Source organism: Marichromatium purpuratum 984, assembly GCF_000224005.2.
GTDB lineage: Bacteria > Pseudomonadota > Gammaproteobacteria > Chromatiales > Chromatiaceae > Marichromatium > Marichromatium purpuratum.
In genome coordinates this window covers 2919350-2932710 of record NZ_CP007031.1, presented here as the reverse complement: position 1 = coordinate 2932710, position 13361 = coordinate 2919350, and the positions used below count along the sequence as shown (strand labels likewise).

The 13361-nt window shown below is 67.9% G+C and carries 12 protein-coding genes and 1 CRISPR repeat array (1 of these 13 cut by a window edge); of the genes, 8 read left to right on the top strand and 4 right to left on the bottom strand.

All coding sequences use genetic code 11. From position 1 onward, the window contains the following. Positions 1 to 27: 27 nt before the first annotated feature. The 4 genes from MARPU_RS12685 to ndk are packed head-to-tail and all read right to left on the bottom strand — an operon-like array spanning position 28 to position 3352. Positions 28 to 1017 carry a RodZ domain-containing protein gene (locus MARPU_RS12685; protein WP_005221607.1) on the bottom strand — a complete coding sequence of 330 codons (990 nt, stop codon included), beginning with the start codon at positions 1015 to 1017 and terminating at the stop codon, positions 28 to 30. Next, positions 989 to 1813 carry a type IV pilus biogenesis/stability protein PilW gene (gene pilW, locus MARPU_RS12680; protein ID WP_005221609.1) on the bottom strand — a complete coding sequence of 275 codons (825 nt, stop codon included), beginning with the start codon at positions 1811 to 1813 and terminating at the stop codon, positions 989 to 991. The genes MARPU_RS12685 and pilW overlap by 29 nt, the downstream gene beginning before the upstream one ends. Then, the gene (locus MARPU_RS12675) at positions 1810 to 2904 is read right to left on the bottom strand and encodes a bifunctional tRNA (adenosine(37)-C2)-methyltransferase TrmG/ribosomal RNA large subunit methyltransferase RlmN (RefSeq protein ID WP_005221610.1); all 1095 of its coding nucleotides are present in this window, start codon (positions 2902 to 2904) and stop codon (positions 1810 to 1812) included. Before MARPU_RS12675 ends, pilW begins: the two co-directional genes overlap by 4 nt. Before the next feature lie 19 nt (positions 2905 to 2923). Then, entirely contained in the window at positions 2924 to 3352 is a 429-nt protein-coding gene (gene ndk, locus MARPU_RS12670; protein ID WP_005221611.1) for a nucleoside-diphosphate kinase, read from the bottom strand. Between the two features lie 279 nt (positions 3353 to 3631). On the opposite strand from ndk, the gene MARPU_RS12665 reads away from it, so the two are divergent. The 8 genes from MARPU_RS12665 to cas2 all read left to right on the top strand — a co-directional run bounded on the left by MARPU_RS12665 (position 3632) and on the right by cas2 (position 12435). Next, positions 3632 to 4591 (top strand): hypothetical protein, encoded by a 960-nt coding sequence (locus MARPU_RS12665; protein ID WP_005221613.1) that lies wholly within the window; start codon positions 3632 to 3634, stop codon positions 4589 to 4591. Between the two features lie 172 nt (positions 4592 to 4763). Further along, positions 4764 to 7016, top strand: coding sequence for a CRISPR-associated helicase/endonuclease Cas3 (locus tag MARPU_RS12660; RefSeq protein WP_005221614.1), 2253 nt, complete (start codon positions 4764 to 4766; stop codon positions 7014 to 7016). 19 nt (positions 7017 to 7035) lie between these two features. Further along, positions 7036 to 7710, top strand: a complete 675-nt coding sequence (gene cas5c / locus MARPU_RS12655) for a type I-C CRISPR-associated protein Cas5c (RefSeq protein ID WP_005221616.1) — start codon at positions 7036 to 7038, stop codon at positions 7708 to 7710. Further along, positions 7707 to 9560, top strand: coding sequence for a type I-C CRISPR-associated protein Cas8c/Csd1 (gene cas8c / locus MARPU_RS12650; protein ID WP_005221618.1), 1854 nt, complete (start codon positions 7707 to 7709; stop codon positions 9558 to 9560). The genes cas5c and cas8c overlap by 4 nt, the downstream gene beginning before the upstream one ends. Next, the gene (cas7c, locus tag MARPU_RS12645; protein ID WP_005221620.1) at positions 9557 to 10438 is read left to right on the top strand and encodes a type I-C CRISPR-associated protein Cas7/Csd2; all 882 of its coding nucleotides are present in this window, start codon (positions 9557 to 9559) and stop codon (positions 10436 to 10438) included. Before cas8c ends, cas7c begins: the two co-directional genes overlap by 4 nt. Before the next feature lie 22 nt (positions 10439 to 10460). After that, positions 10461 to 11093, top strand: a complete 633-nt coding sequence (gene cas4, locus MARPU_RS12640; protein WP_005221622.1) for a CRISPR-associated protein Cas4 — start codon at positions 10461 to 10463, stop codon at positions 11091 to 11093. 3 nt (positions 11094 to 11096) lie between these two features. Then, complete coding sequence (cas1c, locus tag MARPU_RS12635) at positions 11097 to 12137, top strand: type I-C CRISPR-associated endonuclease Cas1c (RefSeq protein ID WP_005221624.1); 1041 nt, start codon at positions 11097 to 11099, stop codon at positions 12135 to 12137. Between the two features lie 7 nt (positions 12138 to 12144). After that, entirely contained in the window at positions 12145 to 12435 is a 291-nt protein-coding gene (cas2, locus tag MARPU_RS12630) for a CRISPR-associated endonuclease Cas2 (RefSeq protein WP_005221626.1), read from the top strand. Positions 12436 to 12619: 184 nt separating this feature from the next. Beyond that, a CRISPR array of direct repeats spans positions 12620 to 13361; the repeat unit is 32 nt; unit sequence GTCGCGCTCTATACGGGCGCGTGGATTGAAAC; it runs 1437 nt beyond the window's last position.

Sequence of the window (13361 nt, the reverse complement as noted above, 5' to 3'; positions counted from 1 at the left end):
GGCCTGTGGGATCGCAGCGCGCCGGACTCAGTCGGGCTGACTGGGATCAAGGGTGAAGCGGGCGACATTGCCGCGGGCGCGGGCGCTCAGGTCGAGCGGCTCGCCGTCGATGGTGAGACGCGCCATGGCGGTGTTGCCGATGATGAAACGATAGGGCGGCTCGCCCTCGAGCACACGCCGGTCGCCGGCACGCAGCTCGCCGGTGAGGATGATGCGGCGGTTGACGTCACGCACCTCGACCCAGCAGTTGCCGGTGAACTCGAGCGCGACCTCGGGCGTCGTCGGGGCGGTGGTGACGGTCGTGGGCGTGACCTCCGGCTGCTCCTCGAGGATTGCGGGCGCGGCGCTGGGCGCGGGCACGGCGGTGGGAGCCGGCGTGGTGTCCGGTGTCGCCGCCGGCTCGGGGGCGGCGACGACCGTGGGTGTTTGCTGGACGGGTGCCGGGGCCGGGCGTGGTGTCGGCTGCGGGGCCGGGGGCTCGGGCGTCGTCGGGGCCGGGGTGACAGGGTCGGGTGTGGCCTGGGACGGGGCTGGGTCGAGGCGCGATTGCTCGCTGGGTGCGACATCGTCTGCGAGCGGCGCCGGGGCGATCTCGGGGCGGTTCTGCCACCACAGTACCAGCATGGCGATAGCCGCGACCATCAGCGCCAGACTGATCAGGCGCATCAGCCAGCGCGAGGTGGTCTCGGCGAGGTTGCCGCGTGTCCGTGGTCCTGTCTGGGCGGCGGCCTGCTCCTGGGTGGTCGCGCGCGCCGACTCGATCAATGGTGTCGGATCGACGCCGAGCAGCCTGGCATAGTTGCGCAGATAACCGATCGCGAAGACCGGGCCGGGCAGCGTATCGTAGCGATCCTGCTCGAGCGCCTCGATGATCTCCGGGCGCAGGTGCAGTTGCGAGGCGACGCGTGCGATTTCGAGGCCGCGCGCCTCGCGCTGCTGACGCAGGCGTTGGCCGGGGTGCATGACGATGTCTGGCGTGCTCGGCGCCTCAGGACTCGGTGATCTGGTCTCGCTCATCCAACTGGACTCCCTGGGATTCTCTGGATGCCGCCGCGTCCGGGAAACGCTCGCGCAAGGCCCGCTGGTAGAAGTTGGCGCGCTCGCGATCGCCGAGCTGGCGCTCGATGTTGGCGCCGAGTCGCAGGGCCTCGAGCGTGCTGGCCGCGGTGCGCAGGGTCTCTGCCCCGAAATAGCGGTCGATGTCTCCCTTTGCCGCCTTGATCTCGCCGCGGGCATAGGCCATCGCCGCGCGCTTGACCAAGGCCGGACCGAACTTCGGATTGGCCGCGACGGCGGAGCGATAATACGCTTCCGCCTGGCTCGCGTCGCCCTTCTTGCGAGCGCAGTCACCGGCATTGGTCATGGTCACCCAGGGGGTGGCATAGAGCGGGTTGTCGAGTGCCTTGAGGAACTGGGCCTCGGCCTCCGGGTAGCGCTGTTCGCGGCACAGATAGGAGCCGTAGGCGTGGAGCACGTCGGGGTTCTTCGGCGCCAGCCGCACGGCGCGCTCGTAGTGTTCGGTGGCCAGTGCGTCCTTGCCCAGCTGCTCGTAGAGAAAGGCCATCCAGACATGCGCGCGAGCATAGCGACGGTCGGCCTCGATGGCCTGGAGCGCGCGGCGGAAGGCGACCTCGATCTGGCCTCGGGCATAGTACTGCTCGGCCATCCGCACATAGATCTCGGCAGGGCTGTCGTCGGGTTCGAGACCGAGCGCGTCACCGCCCTCGGGGCGTTTCTCGGTGCCACCGCAGCCAGCCAGCAGGGTCAGGCACAGCAAGGCCAACGCGAGCGGGCGAGGCCAGCGAAGGGTCATGGCGCTCCTATCCGGTCCTGTTCGAGTTGTACCTGGGCCTGGCGACGGGTGCGGTCCTGCACCCGGCCAACGAGTTGGCCACAGGCGGCGGCGATCTCCTCGCCCCGGGTCTTGCGGGTGGTCGCGATCAGCCCCGAGCGGATCAGGCGCTGGCGGAAGGCCTCGACCTGTTCGGGGGGGCTGGTGGCGTAATCGACCCCGGGGAAGGGGTTGAAGGGGATCAGATTGATCTTCGACGGCGTGCCCTCGAGCAGACGGATGAGCTGCTTGGCGTGGGCGATGCTGTCGTTGAGCCCGGCGATCATGATGTATTCCCAGGTCACCTTGCGGCGCTTGTCGGCGGCGACATAGCGGCGGCAGGCCGGGATCAGTTCGGCGAGCGGGTACTTGCGGTTGATCGGCACCAGTTCATTGCGCAAGGCGTCGTTGGGGGCGTGCAGCGAGACGGCCAGCGAGACGTCGCTGACCTCGCGCAGGCGCTCGATCGCGGGGACGATGCCGACGGTGCTCACCGTTACCCGCTGCTTGGCGAGCATGTAGGCGAGATCGTCCTGCATGACGGCCATCGCCTTGACCACCGCGTCGAAGTTGGCGAGCGGCTCGCCCATGCCCATCATCACCACGTTGGTCGGTGATGCCTGGAGATGGCGCGTGGCATGCCATACCTGGGCGATGATCTCGCTGACCGCGAGGTTGCGATTGAAGCCCTGCTTGGCGGTGGCGCAGAAACGGCAATCGAGCGCGCAGCCGACCTGCGAGGAGACGCAGATGGTGCTGCGGCGGCCCTCGGGGATGAATACGGTCTCGATGTGCTGACCATCGGTCAGCTCCATCACCCACTTGATGGTGCCGTCGGCGGAGGGGTGGGCGTGGACGATTCGCGGCAGGCGAATCTCGGTGCGCTCGCGCAGCTGTTGGCGCAGCGCGAGCGGCAGATCCGTCATGGCGTCGAAGTCGACGACGCCATGCTTGTGGATCCACTTGAACAGGTTGCGGCCATGGAACGCCTTGCGGCCGAACTCGACGGCGAGCGCCTCACAGTCGGCGCGGTCGAGATCGAGCAGGTTGGTCTTGGTCTCACTGGCGTTCATGGCCGTCACCGGATCAGGATCAGCGGGTGCGCTCGCAGACGCCCTCGGGGAAGAAGAAGGCGATCTCCTCGGCGGCGGTCTCGGGGGCGTCGGAGCCGTGCGCGGCGTTCTCGGTGAAGGAGTCGGCGAAGTCGGCGCGGATGGTGCCCGGGGCGGCTTCGGCCGGGTTGGTGGCACCCATGATCTCACGATTCTTGGCGATGGCACCCTCGCCCTCGAGGACCTGGACCATGACCGGACCGGAGGTCATGAAGTCGACCAGCTCGCCGAAGAAGGGACGCTCCTGGTGCACGGCGTAGAAGGCCGAGGCCTGCTCGCGGCTCAGGTGCATCATGCGCGCGGCGACGATGCGCAGGCCGGCGGCCTCGAAACGCCCGAGGATGGCGCCGATGGCGTCCTTGGCGACGGCGTTGGGCTTGATGATGGAGAGGGTGCGTTCGATGGCCATGCGGGCTCCTGAAGAACTCTTAAAGGATGATGTTAGGACACACGGGCTTCCCTGGCTCCGGCAACCACCAATACGCCGTCGTCGCCGATCGCGAGACGCCGAGCCAGGGCCGGAGAACCTGAGAAGATCAAAAGAAGTCGGTGAGCAGGCAAGTCTAACGTCAGCGGCTGTACCGGGCAATGCCGATGCGCGCTTGTCAGGAGAGTCGCGCGCTGGTTAGGCTCCCCGCATTCCACTCGAATCGAGCCGGGCCGAGGATCGGCCGGGGAGGAGACACGCATGGCCCTGTACGATGTCTTCAACGGCGACGCGGACGGACTCTGCGCGCTCCTGCAGCTGCACCTGGCCGAGCCGCGCGAGAGCGTGCTGGTGACCGGGGTCAAGCGCGACATCGCGCTGCTCGATCGCGTCGAGGCCGGCGCCGGTGACGAGGTGCGGGTGCTCGACCTCTCGCTCGACAAGAACCGCGCTGCGCTCGAGCGGCTGCTCGCCGCCGGCGTGCGGGTGCGCTACTTCGACCACCACTTCCCCGGCGAGATCCCCGTCCACCCTGGACTCGAGGCCCATATCGACACCGCCCCCGATCGTGGCACCAGTCTGCTGGTCGACGCTGCGCTCGACGGTGCCCATCGCGCCTGGGCGGTGGTCGGTACCTTCGGTGACAACTTCGACGCCGCCGCGCGCCAGGCCGCCGCGCCGTTGGGGTTCGACGCGCCGACGCTCGAACGGCTGCGCGAACTCGGCATCTATCTCAACTACAACGGTTATGGCGCGCGGGTCGCCGACCTCCACGTCGATCCGGCGCAGCTCTTCGAGCGGCTGCGCCCCTATGCCGATCCGCGCGAGTTCATCGCCGCCGACGCGGTCTTCGCCCAGCTCCGCGACGGCTATGCCGACGACATGGCGCGCGCCGAGGCGCTGCGCCCCGAGGTCGACGAGACGGCGGGCCGGGTGTTCGTGCTGCCCGATGCGCCCTGGGCGCGGCGGGTCAGCGGGGTGTTCGCCAACGCTCAGGCTCAGGGCGCTCCCGAGCGCGCTCACGCGCTGCTCACCCGCCTGCCCGAGGGCGGTTTCCTGGTCAGCGTGCGCGCCCCGCTGGCCCGTCCCGACGGCGCCGATGCGCTGTGCCGCCAGTTCCCGAGCGGTGGCGGACGCAAGGCCGCCGCCGGCATCAACCACCTCACCGAGGACGACTATCCACGCTTCGTCGAGGCCTTCCTCTCGACCTTTGGCGGGTGATCTGGATCCTGTCCGTGGCTTGACCGAGGTCCTGGATAAATTCGTTTGATGGGGATAGATTCAAGGCTTCCATGATCCCACCACGGCGGGTGGGCTCTGTGCGATTGCTCCGGCGCTAAACGGTATCGGAACAGCGCAGCGCCCGTGTGGGTTGCACAGGACGTGACTTGAGATGCAGGCCCCCAAGGATTGTGAGTGCTTCGCCCATTCCACGGATTCGGACCGTGTCGCCGACTGGCAGCCCCTTGCCGAGCACCTGCACGCTGTCGCGCGCCTGGCCGCCGCTCGCGCTGCCCCCTTCGGTTGCGAGACGCTCGCCGAGGCCGCCGGGCTGCTCCACGATCTCGGCAAGTACACCACCGACTTCCAGCGCCGCCTGGCGGGCGAGGCGGTGCGGGTCGATCACGCCACCCGGGGCGCGCAGCTCGCGCTGGAGCGCTACCCGGGGCTCGGCCAGCTGCTCGCCTATGTCATCGCCGGGCACCACGGCGGACTCGCCAACGGCGCCGAGTCCGGTGAGCGTACCGCGTTGCGCGAGCGGTTGGCGCGAGACGGGCTGCCGCCGCTGCTCGAGGTCTGGCGCCACGAGATCGCGCTACCCGAGACGTTGGCGCGACCGCCGCTCGTCGCGCACAGCCGCGAGCGCGGCATGTTCCAGCTCTCCTTCCTGGTGCGGATGCTGTTCTCGTGTCTGGTCGATGCCGACTATCTCGACACCGAGGCCTTCTACGATCGGGTCGAGCGTCCGCCGGGCGTTCGTCGCGAGACCTTGCGCGCGGCACCCTCGCCGTCGCTGGCGGCGCTGCGCGATCGGCTCGACGCGCATCTCCAGGGGTTTGCTGCGTCGCGCCCCGTCGATCGGCTGCGCGGCGACATCCTCGATCATGTCCGGGGCCAGGCCGCGTTGCCGCCCGGGCTGTTCTCGCTCACCGTCCCCACCGGGGGCGGCAAGACCCTGACCTCACTGGCCTTCGCGCTCGATCACGCGCTGGCGCACGGGCTGCGACGGGTGATCTGCGTCATCCCCTTCACCAGCATCGTCGAGCAGACCGCCGCGAGCTTCCGCGCGGCCCTCGGTGAGCTGGGCGAGACCGCGGTGCTGGAGCATCACAGCGCCTTCGTGCCCTCGGCCACGGACGAGGGGCGCGCGTCGCGCGACAAGTTACGCCTGGCGATGGAGAATTGGGATGCCCCGATCGTCGTCACCACCGCCGTGCAGTTCTTCGAGAGTCTGTTCGCGGCGCGCCCCTCGCAGTGCCGCAAGCTCCACAACATTGCCGGCAGTGTGGTGATCCTCGACGAGGCCCAGACCCTGCCGCTGAAACTGCTGCGCCCCACCGTCGCCGCCATCGACGAGCTGGCGCGCAACTACGGCTGCACCCTGGTGCTGTGCACCGCCACCCAGCCGGCGCTGAACGCCCCAGAGTTTCGCGGCGGGCTGGATGAGGTGCGCGAACTCGCGCCCGATCCGCCGGCGCTCTACCGCCGGCTCGAACGGGTACGGATCGGCCATCTCGGCGAGGTCGATGACGCCGCCCTGGTCGCGCGTCTGCAAGGGCACGCGCAGGTGCTCTGTATCGTCAACAATCGCCGCCATGCCCGCGCGCTCTATCAGGCGATCGCCGAGCAGCCGGGCGCCTGCCACCTCTCCACCCTGATGTGCGCGCGCCATCGCAGCGAGGTACTCGCCGAGGTGCGCGCGCGGCTGGACCGGGGCGCGCCCTGCCGGCTGGTGGCGACCTCGCTGATCGAGGCCGGGGTGGATGTCTCCTTCCCGGTGGTCTATCGCGCCGAGGCCGGGCTCGACTCGATCGCCCAGGCCGCCGGGCGCTGCAACCGTCATGGCGAGGACCGGGCCGAGGACAGCCCGGTGTGGGTGTTCGCGCCCGCCGGCGACGCCTGGGCGCCACCGCCCGAGTTGAAGCAGTTCGCCCAGGCCGGGCGCGAGGTGTTGCGTCGGCACGGTGAGGCACCGCTCGCCCCGGCGGCGATCGACGCCTATTTCCAGCTCCTCTACTGGCAGCAGGGCGACGAGGCCCTGGACCGGCACGACCTGCTCGGGCTGCTGCGGCGCAGCCGTCCCGATGGGCTGCCGCTGGAGACGCTGGCGGCGTGCTATCGCCTGATCGAGACCACCCAGGTGGCGGTCATCGTGCCCTATGACGAGGCGGCGCGCGGCGCGCTCGCCGCGCTGGAGCACGTGCCTCGCTGCGGCGGCGTGGCGCGGCGGCTACAGCCCTATCTGGTGCAGGTTCCGGGGCGCGCCCTGGCCGAGTTGCGCGCTGCCGGTGCGGTACAGCCGGTGGCCGAAAATCGTTGGGGTGAACAATTCCTGGCGCTCATGAACCCGGACCTCTACAGCCCCGACTTCGGGCTGTGGTGGGAGGAGCCGACCTTCGTGAGCACGGCCAACACGATCATCTGAGGGAGAGGAGTACAGCCGTATGAGCTTCGGCGTCCGATTGCACGTCTGGGGGGAGCGCGCCTGCTTCACCCGCCCGGAGATGAAGGTCGAGCGGGTGAGCTACGACATCATCACGCCCTCGGCGGCGCGCGGCATCCTCGAGGCGATCCACTGGAAGCCGGCCATCCGCTGGCACGTCGAACGCATCCAGGTGCTGCGTCCGATCCGTTTCGAGTCGATCCGGCGCAACGAGGTCGGGGGCAAGCTCTCTGCGGCGACGGTGCGCAAGGCGATCAAGGCGGGGACCACCGCCGGCGTGGCGAAGTGGGTCGAGGAGGACCGCCAGCAGCGCGCCGCGACCGTGCTGCGCGATGTCGGCTATGTGATCGAGGCCCACTTCTCACTGACCGAGCGCGCCGGTGACGAGGACAACGTGGGCAAGCACCTCGACATCTTCAACCGGCGCGCGCGGCGCGGGCAGTGCTTCCACATGCCCTGTTTCGGGGTGCGCGAGTTCCCGGCCAGCTTCCGCCTGCTGGAGGACGACGAGCCGTTCCCCGCGGTCGCCGAGGCGCTCGCCGGTGAGCGCGACCTCGGCTGGATGCTCCACGACATCGACTTCGCCAACGGCATGACGCCGCGTTTCTTCCGCGCCCGCATGATCGACGGCCGGGTCGATGTCCCGGCCTGGGACGACACGGAGGTCCGGGCATGATCCTGCAAGCGCTCCATCGTCATTACCAGCATCTGCTGGAACGCGACACCGAGGGCGTCGCCGCGCTCGGCTACAGCCAGGAGAAGGTGAGCTACGCTATCGTGCTCGACCCGACGGGCGCGGTCGTCGCCGTCGACGACATCCGCGACACCAGCGCCAAGAAGCCCCGGCCCCGGTTGTTGGAGGTGCCGCAGCCTCCTATCCGCAAGGTCAATATTGCGTCCTGTTTCCTATGGGATAAAACCAGTTACGTCTTAGGTGTGAGTGCATCAAGTAAGCGCACCGAGCAGGAGCGCGCCGCCTTCGTGGCGCTGCACGAGTCCGCCCTGGCCGGGACCGAGGACCCCGGCCTGCTGGCGCTGCTGCGCTTCCTGCAGTGGTGGACGCCGGAGCGGTTCGTCCCCCCCATGTTCACCGACGAGGTGCTCGATACCAACCTGGTCTTCCGCCTCGACGGCGAGCGGCGCTATCTGCACCAGCGCGAGGCGGCGCGTCGGGCTCGTGCCGACTTGCTGGCCGATGCCGGGGGCGACGGTGAGCACGTCACCTGTCTGGTGACCGGAGTGTCGCAACCGATGGCGCGTCTGCACCCGCCGATCAAGGGAGTGCGTGGCGCGCAGAGTTCAGGTGCAGGGATCGTCTCCTTCAATCTCGATGCCTTCACCTCCTACGGTAAGAAGCAGGGTGGCAACGCCCCGGTCTCCCAAGCGGCGGCCTTCGGCTACACCACGGCACTCAATCACCTGCTGCGCCCGGGCGAGCACAACCACCAGCGTCTGCTGATCGGCGACACCACCGTGGTGTTCTGGGCCGAGACCGCCGCTGGTGCGCCGGCGCCCGAGGCCGAGCTGTTGTTCGACCTGTTGCTCGATCCGCCAAGTGGTGACGCACCGCCCGACGAGGCGCAGGAGACACAGCGGGTGCGTGAGGTGCTGGAGGACGTGCGCCGGGGACGCCCCCTGGTCGGGCGTGATCCCGGGCTGGCGCCGGACACGCGGATGTTCGTGCTGGGGCTTGCGCCCAACGCCTCGCGGTTGTCGGTGCGCTTCTGGCAGGTCGACACCCTGGATGCACTGACCCGGCGTCTCGCCCAACATGCCGAGGACCTGCGGCTCGAACCCGTGCCCTGGCGCACCGCGCCCGGGGTGCGGCGGCTGGTGCTGGCGACGGTGCTGCATCGCGACGGCGCCATGCCGAAGATGGACGACGCCTTCGACAACCTGGTCGGTGAGCTGCTGCGCGCGATCCTCGGCGGTGGCCGCTATCCGCGCAGCCTACTGGCCAACACCATCATGCGCATTCGCACCGACGGTCATCTCAGCGGGCTGCGCGTGGCCATCTGCAAGGCCGTGCTGACGCGCGAGCAGCGGCTCGGTAGCCCGCCGCGCCCGGCAGCGGCGCGCGGCTCGATACACACGTCCGAGGAGGAGATCCCCGTGAGTCTTGACACCCGATCGACCCAGCCCGGCTATCTGCTCGGGCGGCTGTTCGCGCTGCTGGAGCATATCCAGCGCGGCGCGCTCGGCACGCAGGTCAACGCCACCATCCGCGATCGCTATTACGGTGCGGCCTCGGCCACACCGGCCTCGATCTTCCCGGTGCTGCTGCGCAACACCCAGAACCATCTCGCCAAGCTGCGCAAGGAGCGCACGGGGTTGGCGGTGACGCTGGAGCAACAGCTCGGCGCGATCGTCGACGGGTTGCCGGAGCGCTTCCCGCGCAGCTTGCGCATCGAGGACCAGGGGCGCTTCGCCATCGGTTACTACCACCAGACCCAGGCGTTCTATACCAAACGCGCCGCCACCGACACCGCCGCCGACGAGACCGACTCAGAAGGAACCGACGCATGACTGCCATCGCCCACCGCTACGAATTCGTCTATCTGTTCGACGTCACCAACGGCAACCCCAACGGTGACCCGGACGCGGGCAATCTCCCCCGACTCGACCCCGAGACCAATTGCGGTCTGGTCACCGACGTCTGTCTCAAGCGCAAGGTCCGCAACTTCGTCGGCCTCGCCAAGGAGGCCGAGCCGGGGTACGAGATCTACATGCAGGAGAAGGCGGTGCTCAATCAGCAGCACCAACGCGGCTACGCGGCGATCGAGGTCGAGCCGGTCTCCAAGAAGCTGCCGAAGGACAAGGCCAAGGCCCAGGAGCTGACCGCCTGGATGTGCCGCAACTTCTTCGACGTGCGCACCTTCGGCGCGGTGATGACCACCGAGGTCAACGCCGGCCAGGTGCGCGGGCCGGTGCAGCTCGGCTTCGCCAGCTCGATCGAGCCGGTGCTGCCGCTGGAGGTCTCGATCACCCGTATGGCGGTGACCACCGAGGCCGAGGCCGAGAAGCAGAGCGGCGACAATCGCACCATGGGGCGCAAGCACATCCTGCCCTATGGTCTGTATCGCGCCCACGGCTTCGTCTCGGCCAAGCTCGCCGAGCGCACCGGGTTCTCCGCTGCCGACCTGGAGCTGCTGTGGCAGTCGCTCATCAACATGTTCGAGCACGACCGCTCCGCCGCGCGCGGCGAGATGGCCGCGCGCAAGCTGATCGTCTTCGAGCACGAGAGTGCGCTCGGTAATGCTCCGGCACACCAGTTGTTCGACGCCGTGGAGGTCTGTCGCGCCCCCGGCGAGGACGACCGACCCGCGCGCAGCTTCAAGGACTATCGTGTCGACATCGCGCATGCCGCCATCCCGCAGGGCGTGCGAGTGATCGAAAAACTCTGACCCCGAGGAGGAGGGCCGGGACATGGACGATGCTGACTTCATCCCGCTCTCGGCCCTCCAGCACTATCTCTACTGCCCGCGCCAGTGTGCGCTGATCCATCTCGAACGGCTCTGGGAGGAGAACGCCCATACCGCCCAGGGCCGCCTGCTCCACGATCGCGCCGACCAGCCCGGCGCCGAGCTGCGTCACGGCGTGCGGACCCTGACCGCGTTGCCGCTGGCCCAGGCCGAGCTGGGGATCGGCGGTGTCGCCGATGTCGTCGAGATGCACGCTCGGCCGGATGGGCCGTGCCTTTATCCGGTGGAGTACAAGCGCGGGCGACCGAAGTCGCACCGTGCCGACGAGGTCCAGCTCTGTGCCCAGGCGCTCTGCCTGGAGGCGATGTTCGGGCGGGCCGTGCCCGAGGGCGCGCTCTACTATGGCCGGGCCAGGCGCCGCAAGGTGGTGTGTCTCGATCCCGCACTGCGCCAACTGACGCTGGAGACCATCCAGGCGGTGCGCGCCATGTTCGCCGCCGGACGCACGCCTACCGCACGCTATCTGGCGTCGCGCTGCGACGCCTGCTCGCTGATCGAACACTGTCAGCCCCGCTTGCTGGGGCGCACGGACGGTGTCGATGCCTGGTTGCGCGATCAGCTCGACGGGGAGGACTGAGGGATGCGTCGTCTGCTCAATACGCTGTACGTGACCACCGAGGGGGCCTGGATCAGGAAGGATGGCGCCAATATCGTGGTCGAGGTCGAGGGGGCCGAGCGGGGACGGCTCCCCGTCCACATGCTCGAATCACTGGTGTGTCTCGGGCGGATGATGGTCTCGCCACAGTTGCTCGGTTATTGCGCCGAGCAGGGGGTCTGCGTCTCCTTCCTGTCACCGAACGGACGCTTTCTGGCGCGCATGGAGGGACCGGTCTCGGGCAACGTGTTGTTGCGGCGCGAGCAGTACCGGCGCAGCGATGAGTCCTCGCGCTGTGCCGCACTCGTCCGCAACCTGCTGACCGGCAAGGTGCACAACCAGCGCGCCGTGATCGGTCGGGCACTGCGTGATCACGGCACGAACCTCGCGCCAGAGGCGCGTGCCGCGCTGGAGCAGGTCCGCAAGGGGTTGCGACGCATCATGATCCGTCTCCGCGAGGAGGCGTCGCTGGAGGTGCTGCGCGGGCTCGAAGGAGATGCGGCGCGCGCCTACTTCGGTGTCTACGGTCATTTGGTGCGGGTCGATCTGGGCGAGCATGCCTTCAACGGTCGCAACCGTCGCCCGCCACGTGACCCCGTCAACGCGCTGCTGTCGTTCCTCTATACACTGCTCACCCACGACTGTCGCTCGGCGCTGGAGACCGTCGGGCTCGATCCGGCGGTGGGATTCCTGCACCGTGACCGACCTGGACGGCCCAGCCTCGCGCTCGATCTGGTCGAGGAGCTGCGTCCGGTCGTCGCCGACCGTCTGGCGCTGACCCTGCTCAATCGCAAGCAGCTCACCAGGCGCGACTTCATCTTCCTCGACAACGGTGCCGTGTTGCTCGAAGAGGGTGCGCGCAAGACGTTGCTGAGCGCCTATCAGGAGCGCAAGCGCGAGATGGTGCAGCATCTCTTCTTCGAAGAGCAGGCGCCGCTCGGCCTCTTCCCGCTGCTCCAGGCGCAACTGCTCGCCCGCCACCTGCGCGGCGATCTCGACGCCTATCCGCCCTGTCTGTGGAGGTGAATCCACCATGATGGTGTTGGTCAGCTACGACGTCAGTACACGCGAACCGGAAGGGCCGAAGCGGCTGCGGCAGGTGGCCAAGGCGTGCCTCGACTATGGGCAGCGTGTTCAGTTCTCGGTCTTTGAGATCGAGGTCGAGCCGGGACAGTGGGCGCTGCTCAAACAACGACTGTTGGACCTGATCGACCCGCAGCAGGACAGCCTGCGCTTCTACTATCTCGGCAAGAATTGGCAGCGCCGTGTCGAACACATCGGCGCGAAGGAGACGCTCGACCTTCATGGCCCCTTGATCCTCTAGCGGGAAAAACGCGAACCACAAGTGACCGGCGAAACCCCGGGAGGTTCGCGATTTTTTATATTTTTGATTTTAAAAAATATTTACTTTCTGGCTCGATGGCCGAGTTCCACTCGGCGGAGAGCCGCCCCCGGTTCGCAAAACAGGCCGAAGTGCCTCTGGTCTTTCAGTCGGTTAGGATGACAGAGTCGCGCTCTATACGGGCGCGTGGATTGAAACGTGTCACACTCCAGCACCAGCGTCAGCATCTGGCGAGTCGCGCTCTATACGGGCGCGTGGATTGAAACTGCCGGCGCAATGACGATTCCGCCGCATGTGCCGGCGTCGCGCTCTATACGGGCGCGTGGATTGAAACCCAGTAATCCCATACTGCAATTGCTTTTTTCGCCCGTCGCGCTCTATACGGGCGCGTGGATTGAAACGCTGAACTCGGCGGCTGGACGATGGCCGGGCTCGCGTCGCGCTCTATACGGGCGCGTGGATTGAAACCGCGTCGGCATCATCGGCGGTACAGACGGCACCGAGTCGCGCTCTATACGGGCGCGTGGATTGAAACATCCTCTACATGTCCGACGCCGCCCAGTCCCAGGCGTCGCGCTCTATACGGGCGCGTGGATTGAAACAGCGCGTCCCCTGAGGACGACTACAGCCATGTATCCGTCGCGCTCTATACGGGCGCGTGGATTGAAACGGCGATACGGTCGTACTCGGGCTCGTCCTTGATCAGGTCGCGCTCTATACGGGCGCGTGGATTGAAACTTCCGCGCGGCTGACCTGGCGCTGCTCGCGCGCCTCGTCGCGCTCTATACGGGCGCGTGGATTGAAACGACCCGGCGCGGCACACCATCGCTGAACAACAGCGGTCGCGCTCTATACGGGCGCGTGGATTGAAACTTTACGTTCAACGCGGAATTCCGCGGGCGATCCAG

Coding starts and splice junctions, on each gene's coding strand:
- MARPU_RS12675 (WP_005221610.1), bottom strand. CDS start 2,904: ATGAACGCCAGTGAGACCAAGACCAACCTGCTCGATCTCGACCGCGCC.
- cas2 (WP_005221626.1), top strand. CDS start 12,145: ATGATGGTGTTGGTCAGCTACGACGTCAGTACACGCGAACCGGAAGGG.
- cas4 (WP_005221622.1), top strand. CDS start 10,461: ATGGACGATGCTGACTTCATCCCGCTCTCGGCCCTCCAGCACTATCTC.
- MARPU_RS12665 (WP_005221613.1), top strand. CDS start 3,632: ATGGCCCTGTACGATGTCTTCAACGGCGACGCGGACGGACTCTGCGCG.
- pilW (WP_005221609.1), bottom strand. CDS start 1,813: ATGACCCTTCGCTGGCCTCGCCCGCTCGCGTTGGCCTTGCTGTGCCTG.
- MARPU_RS12660 (WP_005221614.1), top strand. CDS start 4,764: ATGCAGGCCCCCAAGGATTGTGAGTGCTTCGCCCATTCCACGGATTCG.
- cas5c (WP_005221616.1), top strand. CDS start 7,036: ATGAGCTTCGGCGTCCGATTGCACGTCTGGGGGGAGCGCGCCTGCTTC.
- cas7c (WP_005221620.1), top strand. CDS start 9,557: ATGACTGCCATCGCCCACCGCTACGAATTCGTCTATCTGTTCGACGTC.
- cas1c (WP_005221624.1), top strand. CDS start 11,097: ATGCGTCGTCTGCTCAATACGCTGTACGTGACCACCGAGGGGGCCTGG.
- cas8c (WP_005221618.1), top strand. CDS start 7,707: ATGATCCTGCAAGCGCTCCATCGTCATTACCAGCATCTGCTGGAACGC.
- MARPU_RS12685 (WP_005221607.1), bottom strand. CDS start 1,017: ATGAGCGAGACCAGATCACCGAGTCCTGAGGCGCCGAGCACGCCAGAC.
- ndk (WP_005221611.1), bottom strand. CDS start 3,352: ATGGCCATCGAACGCACCCTCTCCATCATCAAGCCCAACGCCGTCGCC.